Genomic DNA, 17,013 nt, shown 5'->3' on the forward strand with positions numbered 1-17,013 from the left:
GAGACAAAACAACGCGAGAGCCAGGAGATCATGGAATAAGCCAGTAAGTATAAATAGAACATGTAGAAAAGGAAAACGCGTCCTTAATTGTTAAGGACGCGTTTTCCTTTTCTAGAGCCGATGAATCCAGATATGGCGATTAACCGCTGGTCGTAATTGGAATACCTCCACTGCCATTGCCAGTCACACCACCGGTTGTCTTTATAGATGTCGATGTAGATGTCGCTTGCGGCGTGGGGGATGGTGTCGACGTGGGGGATGGCGTCGGCGTGGGTGTCGGTGCTGGCTGCGTCGGTGTTGCTGTTGGCACCAATGGTTTGCTAGTTGGCGTTGTTGCTGGCGTATTTTGAGCCGCTGGTGTCGAGTTCGTTCCTGGAGTTGAGCCAACAGGAGGAGTCGTTCCCAGATTCGTCACATACAGAGTAATGGTCTGGTTAGGGCCCACCTTCGCATTCGCAGCCGGGTCTGTACGCGTCACAGTATTGGCATCGTAGTTACTATCAATAACATCTTTATCATTTTGCCGAATTTTATATTTGATGCCCAGATTATTCAGGTCGGCTGTAGCCGTATCCAACGTATCGCCGATCAGATTTGGCATATTCAAGCTTTTGTCAGACGTCGTCAGAACCACATGAATGGTGGTACCAGGGCTGGCATAGCTCGTGGCATCAGGAGTTTGTCCCTTCACTATACCTGTCGTATCAGCGCCGTCGGTAGTGATCCTGAAGCCTTTACCCTCGGCGATTCGTTTTGCCTGCAGATAAGGCATATTCTTCAGATCAGGTACCTGCACAACCTGGGGGGTCGGAGTAGAAACTGGAGTATTGTCACCGAATGAGAACGGTAAGAATTTTAGTTCGCTGGCAAGATAAATACTAAAAATAAGCAATAATACCGTAGCGACCAATATGAGCACAGTGACAATACCAGTAACACGCGACGTGCGTCGTTCAGGAACAACACCTGCACGTCCCAGGGAATCACGTTGAAATGGACGAGTTGCGCCAGCTTCCATCTCCCCCATCGTGCTATAGGGCACAGGGCGTGGTTGATCCATTGCGGTAGTGACATTATTCATTGGATCAGCAGAGACAGGAGCAAAAGGTTGCTCAGAGCGCAGAGCAGTTGCCGCACCATTATCTGGTGAGCTGGTAGGACCCAACGTGGACGGTCCCATCTGATGATTTGCACCAGAGGTAGTTATCCCGGGTTGCCCTCCACTATTGGAGAAAGCATTCTCTGTCGGGAAAGCTGCTACAGGAGCCGACCCATTGCCAGGCGCAATATTGGCCGCCTGCACGGTGACACTATCTTCCTCCCCAAGCAGTTCAAGGGCGCGCGCCAGCGTACTACCATCCCGGAAACGCATTTCTGGAATTTTTTCCAGACAGCGCAAGATGATTTCTTCGAGGGCTGGTGGAATATTGGGATTCAACTGACTGGGAGGTATGGGAGCATCTTGAATATGCTGCATGGCTACCGCAACTGGAGTGTCGCCATCAAAGGGAGGTCGTCCTGTCAGCATTTCATACATGACAATGCCCAGAGCATAAACATCAGCGGCGGGATTCACAATCTCACCCTGCGCTTGCTCTGGCGCATAGTATTGCACAGTACCCAGTGTCATGCCGGTTGTCGTGAGACGTTCGGCATTAATATCTTTATACACACTGGCGATACCAAAATCAACTAATTTGATAGACCCATCACGACCAACCAGAATATTCTGCGGCTTCACATCACGATGCACGATACTTCGACGATGGGCTGCTCCTAATCCAAGGGCAACGTCATGCGCAATAATGACAGCCCGGTCTATCGCGAGGACACCCCGTGAGCGCAAATAGCGACGTAAGTCAGTGCCTTCGATTAGCTCCATGACGATGAAATAATTACCATCGCTCTGACCGTAATCATAGACCTGCACAATATTGGGATGCTGCAATGCAGATGCAGCCTTCGCCTCTCGCTGAAAGCGCGTCACAAACTTTGGGTCGGTGCTATAAACTTCGCGCAGAACCTTAATAGCTACCGTTCGGTCCATCCGCATATCACGGCCCCGATAAATTGTAGCCATACCACCGCGGCCAATGGGATCTTGTAATTGATATCGCTCACCCAAAACTTCGATTTGCATAGCACTCCGCACTGTTGGGCGACTGTTGACAGTGCCCTTTCCTTGCCTGTTAGACAATCATTGTCACAGCATCTCGTCTATGGCCTGATCAGCTTACAGGATACCATACATAGATGCAGACTCAATTTCACCCCTGTCACAGTAACAAGCAAAGATCTTCTACGTCTATCTTTTGCCGAGACGCAACGTGACTCGCCAGCACTAGATTTATAGTAAATCTTCATGAGCAGAAGAGTGAGGGCAAAACGCATTGCGCCACTATTGTAACTTATTCTGTCTTAGAATGGAACACTCTACTGGAAAGTAGGAGTTCTTGTAACCGATACAAGCGTTTTGCCTCTACTTTCTATTTTCTACTCTCTACACTCGACCAACCTGCATAAAAGGATGACCTTGCTGCAAAGTTTGCCGCTTCCCTCTATGCATAACGTTGCGCCATGTTTGTGTTGAGTTGTACTGGATATATTAATGATGTACTAATGTACGTTCATCGCCCGAACGCCGAGTGATGTGCAGCATATCCATATGTTCAAGTAGAGGCACTATATATTTTCGTGTTGTTCCCAAAACATCGCGCGCTTCCGCAGCGGTTATTTTGCCATTTTCCTGCAGAAAGGCCACGAGTCTGGCAAGTGCTTCGGTATAAGTAACGCGCAAAAACAGGATACCATCACCCAGTTTCACCAGCGTTCCTTGCTCAAGCAAGGCATTCACTACTTCAGAACCGGCCACAGCATCAGCTTCACTTAAGACAGGAGGAACATATGGACTGGCTTGAAAAAGCTCTAGTAGCCGCGTCACCTGCTGCTGTTGAGCAGCTGTAAATTGCGCTTGGAAACCAGGTATCCGAATCAATCCACCACTGCGCATCTGTCCCGAGCCAGGTACGATTGGTGCCGCCTCTATTTGCTCCAGTTTACCAGTAGCCTGTAAAACTGAAAACACTTCAGCAGCCAATTTAGGAGTGAGATGCAGGCGTGTGCGCCATTCCTCCTTAGAGAGTCCACTGCGCAACGGATACAATTGGTGCCAGTCCTGTACCAGACGGAGAGCCTCATCAGCCAGCGTATCCCAGGCGGCCTGTGTAAACCAAAACACCCCAACCTTACACACCCTTCCTTCTGATAACAACGTCTCTAGTGTCTGTTGCGTCACATCATGAGCCAAATTAGACTGCTTCACTACTTCTTCAAGCGTATAGCCCACCAGTCCATGCGGCGTTTTCGCACTTCCTGTCCATTTTACCACCTGACGACGATCCAATGCAGCCAGGATAAACTCTTCAGGAGTTCCATGCATCAGACGCTCTAATGATTCTATTATAGGTTTTTGACGGCGACGATGATAACGTGGAGAAATATCAACCACTTCACCACCGCCGATGGTCAAACTGGGTGAAGGAATGCGAATAATAAAGCGGTCACGTCGCGTAACCACCGCCGGTTTTTGCAGGCGCAATTGCACCCAGGCACTTTGTCCCGGTTGTACTTCGTCACTCTCCAGCAAACGGACTTGAGCGGAAATTTCCTGAGAACCACTATAGAAATCCACGAACGTATTATGAGTCAGTGGATTGGTCGCCTCAGCAAGCACTTGTAAACGCGCATCAAGCAGCATAGTTGTGTGTAACTGTCCAGGCAAAGCCACAACGTTACCACGCACGAGATCCGAGCGTGCCACATTCGCCAGGTTCAATGCCACTCGACTTCCTGGCTGCGAACTGGCAACCTGTTGCTTATGCGTTTGTATGCCACGAATACGCGTCTTGAGTCCCTGCGGCAAAACCTCGACATCCAATCCTACCTTGAGCACTCCATCCAAGAGCGTCCCGGTCACAATTGTTCCAAAACCAGCCAGAGAAAAAACGCGATCAACTGGTAAACGAGGACGTGCGATATTTTTTTGTGCAGAGACATGCTGTAACAGATCATCCAGGGCGCTTAACAGTTCGAGAAGTCCCTGTCCCGTATATGCAGAAACCGGCACAATCGGGGCTTCGGCCAGGGTCGTTGGTTTGAGATATTTCGCGACCTCTTCACGCACCAGATTCAGCCACTCCTCATCCACCAGATCAACCTTGGTCAGGGCAACTACGCCACGTGACACCCGTAACAGATCCAGAATCGCCAGATGTTCACGGGTTTGAGGCATGATACCCTCATCCGCCGCAATCACCAACAGGGCTGCATCGATGCCCCCGACACCAGCCAGCATGTTTTTGATAAAGCTCTCATGCCCGGGGACATCTACCAGACTCACCTCGCGCCCACCCGGCAATGTCAGCCAGGCAAACCCCAGGTCAATCGTCATGCCGCGCTCTTTTTCTTCTGTCAGGCGATCTGGATCAATCCCGGTGAGCGCCTTCACCAGGGTGGATTTCCCATGATCCACATGCCCTGCCGTTCCAATGCAACTCATAGTTCTCAATTAATCGCTAAACTTTGTTGGATCACAATACTTTCAGTATACTCTACATCCACGGTTCTGGCTATAAAGAGGGGATAGCCACAGCAATTATCCTATTCAGAGTAGTGATCGGTTAAACGAATATCCCATCGACATGCACTTCACAAGGCAGTATAATAAAAGCAAAGAACGGCTCCAGAAGACATATACAGCTTGTTTCGCAAGGTTTTTTATAGATGAATGACAAAATCCAGTCCGTCCTGAACTCTCTCCCACATAAGCCTGGCATCTATCTGATGAAGGATGCTGAAGGAACGATTATCTATGTCGGGAAAGCTATCTCTCTCTTTAATCGCGTGCGCTCCTACTTCCAGGAATCAACGGATCATAGCCCGAAAAATCGGAGTATGGTCGCGAAAATTGATGATATCGAGTTCCTCGTGGTGCAAAATGAGGTTGAGGCACTGGTACTGGAAAGTAACTACATCAAACAGTATCGTCCCAAATATAATGTGCTGCTCCGCGACGATAAAAACTATCCCTATATCAAGGTCGCACTGACCGAGGATTTTCCACGCGTCTATCGCGTGCGCAGCTTTCATCATGACGGCAATCGCTATTTTGGTCCCTATACAAACTCTGGCGCAGTAGACGCAACGTTGGATGTACTGAATAAGTTGTTTGCGTTCCGCACCTGTCGCTATGATGCTAGCGCCTGGGCACCACCAGAGAAGGGCGAAACGCCCGCAAACTGGAAATTGAAGCTTCTATCCCGTCCCTGTACCCAATACTATATTCATCGCTGCACGGCCCCTTGTGTCGCGTATACGACACGCGCGGAATACAATGCCGTCATCCAACAGGTTATTTTGTTTCTCGAAGGCAAACACGATGAAGTTTTGAAGGGCCTGCAAGCACAAATGGAACAGGCAGCCGAGGAACTGCATTTTGAGGAGGCTGCACGGCTCCGGGACCGCATCCAGGCGGTCGAACGTATTTTAGAGAAACAACGCATCATCAATACCGAAGGACAGGATGATCAGGATGTGATTGCTCTGGCTCAGGGGGATGATGAGACGTGTGCGCAGGTCTTTTTCTTCCGCATGGGCAAACTGGTGGGACGCGAGTATTTTATTCTTCAGGGCACCCGCGATAGCAGTCCTGGCGAGATTATGAGCTCGTTTATGCAACAATTCTATGAAAGCTCGCCCCTGGTTCCTTCCGAAATCGTGGTAGAGGTTGAACCGGATGATCGCTCAATGCTGCAAAACTGGCTCAAGGAGAAACGCAAAGGTACGGCAACAATCGGTAATTCGACGGCAGTCACGATTACGGCTCCCAGGCGGGGTGATAAAGTACGTCTGGTTGAAATGGTGAAGCAGAACGCGCAGCAAGTCCTCGAACAACAACGCATCAAATGGCTTACCGATACTCAGAAAACACAACTGGCCTTGCAGGAAATCCAGGAAGCACTCCATCTGGCAGAATCCCCTAAACGCATCGAATGCTACGACATTTCTAATACTCAGGGCACCAATTCTGTAGGCGCAATGGTCGTCTTTGAAGGTGGCCGCCCCCAGAATAGCGAATATCGGCGCTTTCAGATCAAACAGGTAGAGGGTCCCAACGATTACGCCAGCCATCAAGAGGTACTGCGACGACGCTTCCGCAAGGCAGCGGCAGCCAATCAAACCTCTCTTTCCAGCGCACCTGATGAGGATATCAGCGCCCCCATCGGTGAAAGTGTCGCGGAAATTATGCGGGATGGAGAGATAGAAGAGATAGAAGGGACTGAAACTACGGCACAGGCTGCGCTGCACCACGATTGGGCCATGCCTGATCTGGTTATTATCGATGGTGGAAAAGGACAACTAAACGCAGCCCTCGCGGTTATGCAAGAATTGCGTATCGAGATCCCCACGATTGGTATCTCTAAAGAGGAAGGCTCACACACCAAACTCAGTACCGCCGAAGAAATCTGGCTTCCTGGCGCAGCGGAGCCGATCATGCTCCCTCGGAACTCACAGGGACTCTATATGCTGCAACGCATCCGGGATGAGGCCCATCGCTTCAGTATCAGCTACCATCGCAAATTGCGCTCCAATCGTACCTTCAAATCTGTGCTTGACGAGATCCCAGGAATTGGTCCCAAGCGTAAACAGGCACTTCTTAAACACTTTGGTTCGGTACGCGCTATCAGTAACGCCAGCCTCGAAGATCTCTCTGCTCTGGAAGGCATGACACGCGATGCCGCAGAAAAGGTGAAAGAATATATCGGCCGCATGGAATAATGTCCTGGTTACCTTCTGTTTATATCAGTAGAGCATATTTCAAAGTGAGTGCTAGCAGTCTCTCTGTGCGATTGACAACCCAGCAAATTCACGATACTATATTAACTGAACGGCTGCAATCAGGTCGTTCGGGCTCTATTATGGCTAATTAAAATGTGCATCATAACAAATACGGGCAGCCGTCTGTACCGCGGGTGAGCGGAAAAGCACCTCACCTGAGCATCTACAAATGTGTTGACCGGGATGATTGCGTTTAACTTAATCTAAGAGGTGATTGGTATATGCCTACGTACGAGTATCTTTGTCAAACCTGTAGCCACCGCTTCGAAACGTGGCAGAAAATGACCGATGAGCCTTTGACAGTCTGTCCAGAATGCGGTAACCACATCCGCCGCGTGCTCTTCCCCGCTGGAGTCGTCTTTAAAGGCTCAGGCTTCTACAAAACCGACCATAGTGGTAGCAGTATGCTTCCTCCCACCAATGGCGAGAAAAAAACCGAAAGCACGTCTGAAAGCGCACCAGCCAGTAGCTCATCAGAGAGCAGCAAAGCCGCTGATAGCACAGCTAGCGCAACTTCAACTACAACCCCGGCAGCCAGCAAGTAACCCGGGCAGGGATGCAGGGTGATGAAACCTTTAAAAGACAAAACCGTTTCTTTCCCTTCTGGAGAATTGAAATTATGGAAGAGTCAGGCATAGCCGCCCTGCAACGGCAGCAAATTGAGATTACCATTGGTGAACTCCTGCTCACCTCAGACTATTATATGCGTCAAGAAACCATTGAGCGCATTCGACATCTTATATCTCATGCCGACTATTCGCTGGACATCACCCGCTTCAGCGACATGGCACGCGAAGAATTATCAGAGCTCGGTCTCTTGCAATAGACGAAATGATACCCTCATAACGAAGGCCCGATCCTTGCGGTCGGGCTCTCTTGTTCGTGCCCTCAATTCCCCTTCAACACTCCTTCATTCATTCTCTGATACTGATGCGCAAACAGTAGTGACAAGTCAGTTGAAAGAAAGGAAAATCCAGCTTTTAAGCAGGGGAGTATCAAAACCTTTGTAAGGATAACAGGCTATTCTACAAAAAGAGGAGCGAATACGCATGTATAGCCCCAAAAGTCATAACTAACTTACCCAATATTCCTATCGGCTGGTCATTCGCAGTCATATGCACGTCGTACGAGTGTATACTGGTATTACACAATCCCTAAGAATGGCTAGAATTATGCCAGTTGCAAGGAGAATGGGGTCATGCAGCTTCAAAGCAAAAAAGCACAAGAACAGACACAAGAGCAGATTATAGAAGAACTACAGCGGCAGGTAGATGATTTAAAGGCGGAAAACCTTCTCTTGCACGATCAGCTGGCACAGAAAGAGCAAGCGACTGCGATGATCGCTCACGATCTCCGTGGACCACTTTCACCAATTATCAATTATGCGCAGATGATCAATCGACATACACAACCACCAAAAGAGGGTAGTCGCATATCTGGTAAGCAGGTTATGAAAAAATATACTGCGATTCAGCGCAATACCACTATTATTATCAGTCAGGCCAAACGTCTCAGCCGTCTTGTCAACGACCTGCTGGACTCATCCCATCTGGCATCCGGCAAATTCAAAATCCTGCGTGAAGACTGTAATATTACCCGGCTTGTTTGTGAGATGGTAGAACAGCTGCGTCCCGTAGCCCCCTACCATACACTGGTCGTCGCGGCTCCTGAGCAGCCTATTATCGGACAATGGGATAATGGACGCCTGCAACAGGCATTGGGAAATCTACTCGACAATGCCATCAAATATTCTGATGAGAATACAACGATCACAGTCACCATCAGTACATCCGAAAAAAATGTTCGTGTCAGTGTACACAATGAAGGTGCAGGTATCCCACCGGCTGAGATCAGTCAACTGTTCCATCCCTACACGCGTCTGGCTGCGGCCAACAACCGCCATGGCTCTGGACTGGGATTATTTATTACCAAATCGATCATTGAAGCCCATCAAGGTACCTTACAGCTTGAACCACATGGGGAAAACACACAAGAAGAAATCAAAGGGACTACCTTTAGCTTTGAGCTCCCGTTAGCTGCCTGATCCCATCGAGATTATACTGATTGCCCGCAGGCAGGAGCGTCAGCGCCTGCCTGCGGGCAATCAGTCCTTCCGGGTGTCTATGAGGGTGAAAGCGGGATGCAGGGTCTGCATCCCGCTTTCACCCTCATAGACACCCTCTAGAACTCTTCTAGAGCCGTCAGAAAGCCCGGTAGAGACTCAACGCTGTGGACAAGTACATCCGCACCGCGCTGGCGGTAGATATCGATCTCATCCTCTTTTACCACCATGGCAGCTACAAATATTGGCTCATCCGCGCTTTTGGTAGCTTTATAGCGACGCACCAGATCCAGATCATCCGCAGTATCCCCAATATAGAGTCCCCCCTGTGCTCCAACCCGGGCAATCGCGTAGCGGAGCGCCTGGGGATCAGGCTTGGTGTAGAGGGTTGATGACACAACGACATCCCACCAACGACCACCACAATATTTCTCCAGGCGCTCCAGGGCACTATCTACCTCAGGTCCGACGCGCCCGGTGATCATCCCCAGGCGCGTGATACCCGCCTGTTGCAGATCTGAGAAGAAATCCGGCTCGAATAACATCTTCTCATTATGGACAAAACCGGTAGCGTCAGGAAGATAGCGTGGCTCACGACCAAAGCGCCGCTGCAACTCCTCCACGCCCCAATAGCTCTCATTAAAAATATTCACAATCGTCTCATAATCCGTGCAGGCACTGGCGGGAAACGTTGCTTCAACCCAGGGCCGACCACCTTGTCCCTGTTCGGCAGCCTCATGTGCCAGTGCTCCCCATTCAACGGTACTGCGTTGAGCCAGCGAAGTGCCGCGCCATTCGCGCAAACGAGCGGTCTCCAGGGTGCTCAACAAATAACACATATCCCAATCATTATTGAAGCCGCCCGCTTGCTTAAAAATCCCAATATCCTCTAACGTGACCAGCTGGGCGCGTTCATTCTGACGCCACTCTAACTGATTCAATGTGCCAACTATATATTCAGTTACAGCAATATTTGCCGCACGAAACGATTTGCTAGTTTCAATCAAAACGCCATCCACATCAAAAAAAATGGTATCAAATGGATGAGGTAATGAGAGGTCTGGGTGTTGCCAGATTACTGGACTACGCATAAATAGAAAGTGCCTTTCAAAAGCATACAATAATAATCACAAAAGAACAGCTAATTGTTCCTCTGCTATTGTATATCAAAAGCACGCCATCTGGAGATCTGAGGGGAGGGGGGAGCGCCAAACATTCGCCAGCTTTTGGGGAACCGCAAATGAAGCCCCCCTCTTACCTACACGTTTAGTACAGACCCAGAGGAGACCTCATATACCCTTTTTATATCTGGCGCAGATAATTTTGCGCCAGATATAAAAAGGGTATATGAGTTTTTTTATGAGTTTTCGCACGCGAGGTGCTCAAGATATTTTTGTTATGTGGTGCAGACAAGGTGCTGCGCACCTTGTCTGCACCACATAACAAAAAATAATAATAAGGGGCAAAAATAAAAAATAGGTGCAAGTGCGGGGGGGAAGTGCGCGAGGGAATTAGGATGCGGGGGGGTGAGGAAAAAAGGCGCAGGCGCGTGAGCGCCTGCTTGCGAGCGGACAGTGGGATTGAGATTTCAGTCTGGCACTTGCTATAAGACGCGGCTCAAGAAGCTACGGGTACGTTCGTTCTGAGCTTCATTGAAGATCTGTTGTGGCGAGCCCTGTTCTACGATTTGTGCTTTGTCCATAAAAATGACATGGTCGGCTACGTCGCGTGCAAAGCCCATTTCATGCGTTACGACGACCATAGTCATGCCTTCTTCTGCGAGCTGACGCATCACTTTCAGGACTTCTCCGACCAGTTCGGGATCAAGGGCTGAAGTGGCTTCATCAAAAAGCATCAATTTGGGATTCATAGCCAGGGCGCGGGCGATGGCGACGCGTTGCTGTTGTCCACCTGAGAGGCGATGGGGATAGGCATCTTCTTTATTCGCCAAACCAACTTTATCCAGCAGCACGCGGGCACGCTCGATGACCTCATCTTTCGGCTGTCGCAATACATGTATGGGGGCTTCGATAATATTTTCGAGGGCGGTCATGTGCGCAAAAAGATTGAAGCGCTGGAAGACAAATCCTACCTGCGCACGCATACGTGCGATATTCTTCTCGCTGTCCTCGACAATTTTCCCGTTTTGCTCGCGATAGCCAACCATCTGTCCATCGATAAAGATACGACCGCTATCAATCTTCTCCAGATGGTTGATGCAGCGCAGGAGCGTTGTCTTGCCAGAGCCGCTGGGACCAATGATCACAACCGTCTGGCCGCGATCCACCGTGAAATCTACACCATTTAATACCAGATTGGAACCAAAGCGCTTGACCAGTTGCTCGGTACGGACCATGGGACCATTGCTGGCATTCTGAGGACTGTTATCTAATTTTTCAAGAGTCAATTTCTATTCCTCCTCACCATTAACTAGCGGATTTAACCACCAAAGCCAGCTACACGCTGTGAAAAGCTCTTTTGCATCACTTCATCCACCGCAACATTGGTCCGACCTGGATCAAAACGCCTCTCAATCCAGCGCTGTATAAATTCCCAAATGGTTGTTAACAAGAGATAGTAGACTGTCGCGACAATTAATAACTCGAATGTGATAAAAATTTGCGCTCCATACACCTGGGCCGTACCGGCTAACTCCATCAGGCCAATCACTGAAGCAATCGATGTTGTCTTCATCATATTATTAAATTCATTGCCCAAGGGTGGAATAATCACACGCATGGCTTGAGGAATGATAATACGACGCATCGCCAGACCATAAGGCATACCGAGGGCTTTGGCAGCTTCCATCTGTCCAGAATCGACAGAACCCAGGGCGGCGCGGATAATTTCAGACATATAGGCTCCCTCGTTTAAAGAGAAAGCGATCAACACACAGGCCCATTGTGGTAATAATGCCATGGGAATAACCTTGGGCAATCCTGTCCATAGCAACAGAACCTGCACCAGTAGCGGGCTACCACGAAAAAACCATGTATAGGCACCAGCAATCCATCTGAATGGAGAAAACTTCGCGGTACGCATCAGCGCCAGTATGAGTCCCAGAACCACACCAATGGCTTGCGCCACCACTGAAATCCAGAGTGTAATCCAGGCTGCCTGCAGAAACGTGAAGTTGGGATCTTGAAAAAGATAATACCAGACCTGGTCCCAACGGAACATAGTCAACCTCCTAATAGTATAAGACATATGCGAGTTGCCCTTGCTCGTCGATAAACAAGGGCAACCCTGCGCGTCATGTCGTACACAGTAACGGCTGGCACCGTGGCGCATCCACAGCACAATCTTTACGCTACTGCCTATCCAAAACAGTCAATACTAGAAACTATGACTGCTTTTGCTGTGCTGAGAAATTCCATGTCTTAAAGAGGTTATCATAAGTACCGTCAGCTTTAACAGCTGCAAATGCTTTCTGCATAGCAGTCAACATCGCCGTATCGCCTTTGCGCACCGCAATACCGTAGGGTGCGCTGTTCACCACTGAACCACCTACCTCAAACTGTCCGGGATTGATCTTATTGTAGTAGTCGGTAACGGGGGAATCCTGATAGGTTGCCACAACACGATTTGTTGCCAATAACTGTACCACATCTGTCTGAGATTGCAAAACTGTCTCGTTGATGGCCGACTTACCAGCGGCTTTACAGGCCTTGCTGCCAGTATCCAGGTCGCTTTTTTCCACGGTACCAGTCTGGACACCAACGTTGAGACCACACAGATCGCTCACGCTCTTCAGATTCTTTGGATTGCCCTTCTGTACCAGCAGAGACTCACCTGCATTAAAATACGGCACGAAGTCTAGAACTTTCTTACGGTCATCATTGATGGTGACAGAAGAGATAACCACATCAAAGCGTTTGTTCCTCAGGTCATCAAAAATAGTGTCGAAACCCGTCTTCTGGATCTCCGCTTTCAGGCCCATATGCGCTGCCATGGCTGTGATCAAATCAACATCAAAGCCTATATAATTGCTGGATTTGGTATCCACAAATTCCATCGGGGTATAGGTGGTGTCGCTACCAATAACCAGAGTTCCAGCTTTCATAATATCGCCAGGGGCTGTGACATTAGGAGTTGCTTTCGTGGTGGGAATTCCAGTGGATGGGGTGCTAACCGGTGCATTGCCACAGGCAGAGATGAAAAGAGAGAAAAGTGCTGCGATCAAAAGGCCCTGGAAGGGAAGGCGTTTGATGCGCTCGATAATAAGGGATGTCTTCAACTAGAAACCTCCGTGCTGTAATATGCTTGTGTCACACAAATGCAATCTGGACAGTTTCAACCGTTATGCCACACGTCTCGTAGCGGCGCTGCTGGATGAGGAACGAGAGATCTCGCACTATCGAGTGAGAGCCTCAGCAAAAGGCGAATTTATCCGTATCACTTACTCTACGTCCTATTTCGCTGAAAATCTCACAAACAAGCAAACCATATTTTATTCTGGCATACCTTGAAGCACTATGAAGCACTCTTGCGACGGAGAAAGAGTGTCAATCCCTCTCATTGACATACACGGTAATTATCGATGTATCATACCCCATAAACTAAGCCATTGCTATACAGGTGTCCCCCAAATAACAGCATGAGAAGGAAACTTACCAGGAGGCGAGGCGATTGACGGTCGGGATAATCCAGTTTTCGGGATAGATGATGTAAGCGGTACCAGCGGAGGCGGCGAGCCAGACATGTTGCAGGTTGGCACGCCAATAAATAATCTGGACATCCACATTGTTGGCGGCGGCTGGATCATTGGTAATCACATCGCCGGTCCTGGTGAAACCGCGAATGACGAGGAGGTGTCCATCTGAGCTTGGAATAGGTGAGTTGAGCAATTCACCACGCCCATAGGCAATACTGATGATGATCGGCACACCGGCTTTAATCCACGGCTCGATCTGGCTCAATGAATACATTCTGGTCACAAAGGACTTCAAGCCGTAGCTGCCAGCATGGGCAGTATTAAAAGGCCAGTTGCCTGTCCCCTCATAGGTATAATCGTATGTGCTGCGAGCGGTGTAGGGCACGGTCTGATTGAGCGCGGGGCTCTTGAGAATAGTGGACCAGTAGTCCATGACCATGCTGGTAGAGGTAGGACTGCACCAGGCTTCACCACCGCCGCCAAATCCCAGACCCCTATAGGCTGGGAGCATCTGTGAGCGTTGTGGCACCGCCAGTTGGCTTCCCCAGGCAGCGCGATCAGCTCGGATAACGGGTATATGATCCCCATCAGTATCATAGGATGCAATAGCGCTGAAGCGCTTGAGATGGGCGCTGATGCTGGCAGTGGTACTGAAAAGGGTCATACTGAACTGATAGGCGGTGGCTGGCTTGCCCCGGGTGCGAAAGGTATCCGTATCGACGTTGCCGGTCGCGTCATCCTGTCCCGCGATACTATGGCGAGTAATCGTCTGATTGGAACTGGCCCAGATGGGTAAGGCATACCAGTGTGTCCAGTTCACATCCCGGCGAACACGGATATGGATCTCCAGCCAGGTGCCGACTGGCGTAGAGGCATTCCAGGAAGCAATCAAAGCCGTGACTGGTCGTTTGGGGATATGAACGGGCGAGACCAGGGTTCCAAAGTAGAAGGAGCCACCATTGTAGTAATTGAGCTTCCCGTGATACATGTGTGCCTTATAGGGATCTCTGCCAGCACAGAGCCGTACCAGGCGCGCATAACTGGCCTCTCCGCCGTCAATATCGGTTACAGAACAGTTTAATTTGTTGGCAGGCTCAAGTTGTACATTCACATGCGTGCCCCAATTTTGCACCTGTACACCGTTGAGAAACCAGCGCTGAAAATCCTGACGGCTCTGCTGCTGCCAGAATTCATCATATTGCTGACTGGCACTGGCATGCATATGGACCGGAGAAGGTTGCGTGTACATGTGGATAAAGAGAAGTGTCAGAATGACAAGACAGCCGGAGGTAACACGCCAGGCACTGGAATGGTGTTGTCTGGAGAACAAGCATGTCATAAAAGGTCTCCTCTTCAGCAGTAAACCCTTGCAATTGAAAACAGTATTTTGAAATAAAAAATAAATATATTATGTAAGCAGCTTAAGAGATAAAAATCGGACAGAGAAATTTCTTCTGATTTTTCACAATCTCTTACACTAATTATAAAAATAAGGGCAAAATATACTATTCAACAGATGAGTTATTGGTGCGGGGTGGTAGACTGTGCTTGTTGTCTTGTGAGGATAAGGATATGTTGATGATGGTCCATCAACACTAGCAAGCAAACAAGGGGGTATGTACCACATGAAGAATATATCTGCGCACGATGCGCAGCGCATTGTGTTGCCAGAACGAACATTGATTGTACTCTGCGGTCCTGCCGGGGCAGGCAAGAGCACCTTTGCACGCACCACAATTGATCAACAAAAACAGCAAGGATATCGCGCTACCGGGATTGTCTCTTCTGATTATTGCCGGGCTTTAGTCTGTGACGATGAGACCAATCAGCAAGCCAATAAAGACGCCTTTGATCTTTTCTATTACATTATCCATAAACGGATGTTTCAAGGCCGTTTGACGATTGCGGATAGCACGGCCTTGCAGGCTGATGCCCGCAAAAAACTCCGTGAACTGGCGTCACGCCATCAGTATTTTACCTGCCTGTTCCTCTTCAATATGTCATTAGAAACCTGCTTACGCTATGATCAACATCAGGCCCGCGGCCGCATTGTAGGTGAGCAGGTCATCCAATATCATCTCAATCTGTTCCAGTTGGCGATGAAAGATGTGGAGCATGAAGCCTGGAACGTTATCCATGTCCTGGATGAGCAACATCCTTATCCTGAGATTACACTCAAAACAACGCCAGCATAACCTTCTCTCCAGTCACAAACTTATCTATATATTTGGATAACTATCTCCTCCAGGCAGGGCCAGATCTATTTCTGAGCCCCTTTTTCAGTTACCATCAGAACTCACTGTGACAAGATGCTCGTGCGCGACGTGGAAGTAAGCAGACAGTGTCTCGTTTTTAGTGGAGGTCAGTAACGTATGCTCAAGGTACGCGCAAGTAAAATCCGAGGCCGAATCAGTTATCTTTTGTGTATAGTAGCCCTGCTTTGTTCGGCTTGTGGTGGTTCAACATCGGATAACAGTGCCAGCACATTGCCAACGCCTGCCGCTACAGTGGCCGCGCCAACCCACTTGGTCTCCAGCGGTACCCTGACGGTTGGGACCGATCCATCCTATATTCCAATGGAATATGTCAATACTGCGACCAATCACTTCAACGGCTTTGATATTGATCTGGCTACGACCCTGGCACAGCACATGGGACTCAAGGTAAATATCCAACGCACCGGCTTTGATACCCTGCTCGATGATCTTGCCAATAAACGCTTTGATATTGTACTGGCGGCCGTCACGATTGATGATGCCCGCAAAGCTAAATTTGACTTTGTTCCCTATTTCCGGGCCGGGGAATCCTTACTGGTGCCTAAAGGTAATCCACTCAACTTGAAAAGCACCGCCGATCTGTGTGGACGTAGAGTAGGCGTCCAGACCGGGACCGTCGAAAATCAAAGCCTTAATACCGCCAGCGTCACCTGTCAACAGAATGGCAAGCCAGCGATTATCCAGACTGTCTTACAATCACAAACGGATGTCATTCAATTGCTTGTCAATCGGCGCGTCGATGCCACATTCCAGGATTCACCAGTCACCGATTACTACAACAAGATTAATCCAGGCCAATTTGAGATTGGTGGTTCAATTACCAATTCTGTCCCTTATGGTATCGTGATCCGCAAAGGCGATAGCAATACCTTACAAGCCGTCCAGAACGCCTTCCAGGTCATCAAAAGGGATGGGATCTATGACAAGTTGTTCACGAAATGGGGTTTTTCGAGTCAACAAAAGATATCGTGAACACAGATCGTTTCCCTACCACTTGAAAAAAATTAGTCGAACGCATCATAGGCATCCATTAAAGATGATGCAGCGTAACGCTCGCCTTTACGATAAGGGAACCCGTGACGCGTACTGCCAGAATATCGCGAGAAAAGTACTGCTTTGCACGC

General features: G+C 49.2%; 13 protein-coding genes. 6 read left to right on the forward strand and 7 right to left on the reverse strand.

The genetic code is table 11. The features are described 5' to 3' along the window. Positions 1-139: 139 nt before the first annotated feature. Positions 140-2,140, reverse strand: a complete 2,001-nt coding sequence (locus tag F1593_RS05020; protein ID WP_149400454.1) for a protein kinase domain-containing protein — start codon at positions 2,138-2,140, stop codon at positions 140-142. A 465-nt stretch (positions 2,141-2,605) separates the two neighbouring features. Next, positions 2,606-4,558, reverse strand: coding sequence for a selenocysteine-specific translation elongation factor (selB, locus tag F1593_RS05025; RefSeq protein ID WP_149400455.1), 1,953 nt, complete (start codon positions 4,556-4,558; stop codon positions 2,606-2,608). A gap of 224 nt (positions 4,559-4,782) precedes the next feature. On the opposite strand from selB, the gene uvrC reads away from it, so the two are divergent. From uvrC to F1593_RS05045, 4 genes are all read left to right on the forward strand, one after another. Further along, positions 4,783-6,837, forward strand: coding sequence for an excinuclease ABC subunit UvrC (uvrC, locus tag F1593_RS05030; RefSeq protein ID WP_149400456.1), 2,055 nt, complete (start codon positions 4,783-4,785; stop codon positions 6,835-6,837). 281 nt (positions 6,838-7,118) lie between these two features. After that, a complete protein-coding gene (locus tag F1593_RS05035; RefSeq protein WP_149400457.1) occupies positions 7,119-7,442 on the forward strand; it encodes an FmdB family zinc ribbon protein in 324 nt (107 codons plus the stop codon). A 74-nt stretch (positions 7,443-7,516) separates the two neighbouring features. Beyond that, positions 7,517-7,723: a hypothetical protein gene (locus F1593_RS05040; RefSeq protein ID WP_149400458.1), complete on the forward strand. Its 207-nt coding sequence runs from the start codon at positions 7,517-7,519 to the stop codon at positions 7,721-7,723. Between the two features lie 372 nt (positions 7,724-8,095). After that, on the forward strand, positions 8,096-8,941 hold the full coding sequence (locus F1593_RS05045; protein WP_149400459.1) for a sensor histidine kinase: 846 nt from the start codon (positions 8,096-8,098) through the stop codon (positions 8,939-8,941). Between the two features lie 137 nt (positions 8,942-9,078). On the opposite strand, the gene F1593_RS05050 is transcribed toward F1593_RS05045, so the two are convergent. The 5 genes from F1593_RS05050 to F1593_RS05070 form a co-directional block, all read right to left on the reverse strand. Beyond that, positions 9,079-10,050, reverse strand: coding sequence for an HAD family hydrolase (locus tag F1593_RS05050; RefSeq protein ID WP_149400460.1), 972 nt, complete (start codon positions 10,048-10,050; stop codon positions 9,079-9,081). A 512-nt stretch (positions 10,051-10,562) separates the two neighbouring features. Beyond that, complete coding sequence (locus tag F1593_RS05055) at positions 10,563-11,315, reverse strand: amino acid ABC transporter ATP-binding protein (protein ID WP_149400518.1); 753 nt, start codon at positions 11,313-11,315, stop codon at positions 10,563-10,565. 83 nt (positions 11,316-11,398) lie between these two features. Further along, complete coding sequence (locus F1593_RS05060; RefSeq protein WP_172631870.1) at positions 11,399-12,139, reverse strand: amino acid ABC transporter permease; 741 nt, start codon at positions 12,137-12,139, stop codon at positions 11,399-11,401. A 163-nt stretch (positions 12,140-12,302) separates the two neighbouring features. Beyond that, positions 12,303-13,196, reverse strand: a complete 894-nt coding sequence (locus F1593_RS05065) for an ABC transporter substrate-binding protein (RefSeq protein WP_235932491.1) — start codon at positions 13,194-13,196, stop codon at positions 12,303-12,305. A 373-nt stretch (positions 13,197-13,569) separates the two neighbouring features. Continuing rightward, a complete protein-coding gene (locus F1593_RS05070; protein WP_235932492.1) occupies positions 13,570-14,952 on the reverse strand; it encodes a C39 family peptidase in 1,383 nt (460 codons plus the stop codon). Between the two features lie 286 nt (positions 14,953-15,238). On the opposite strand from F1593_RS05070, the gene F1593_RS05075 reads away from it, so the two are divergent. Together F1593_RS05075 and F1593_RS05080 are read left to right on the forward strand one after the other, a co-directional pair. Next, positions 15,239-15,808, forward strand: coding sequence for an AAA family ATPase (locus F1593_RS05075; RefSeq protein WP_172631871.1), 570 nt, complete (start codon positions 15,239-15,241; stop codon positions 15,806-15,808). 177 nt (positions 15,809-15,985) lie between these two features. Then, positions 15,986-16,861 carry an ABC transporter substrate-binding protein gene (locus F1593_RS05080; RefSeq protein WP_149400463.1) on the forward strand — a complete coding sequence of 292 codons (876 nt, stop codon included), beginning with the start codon at positions 15,986-15,988 and terminating at the stop codon, positions 16,859-16,861. Positions 16,862-17,013: the final 152 nt, after the last annotated feature.

Source organism: Dictyobacter arantiisoli (assembly GCF_008326305.1).
Classification (GTDB): domain Bacteria; phylum Chloroflexota; class Ktedonobacteria; order Ktedonobacterales; family Ktedonobacteraceae; genus Dictyobacter; species Dictyobacter arantiisoli.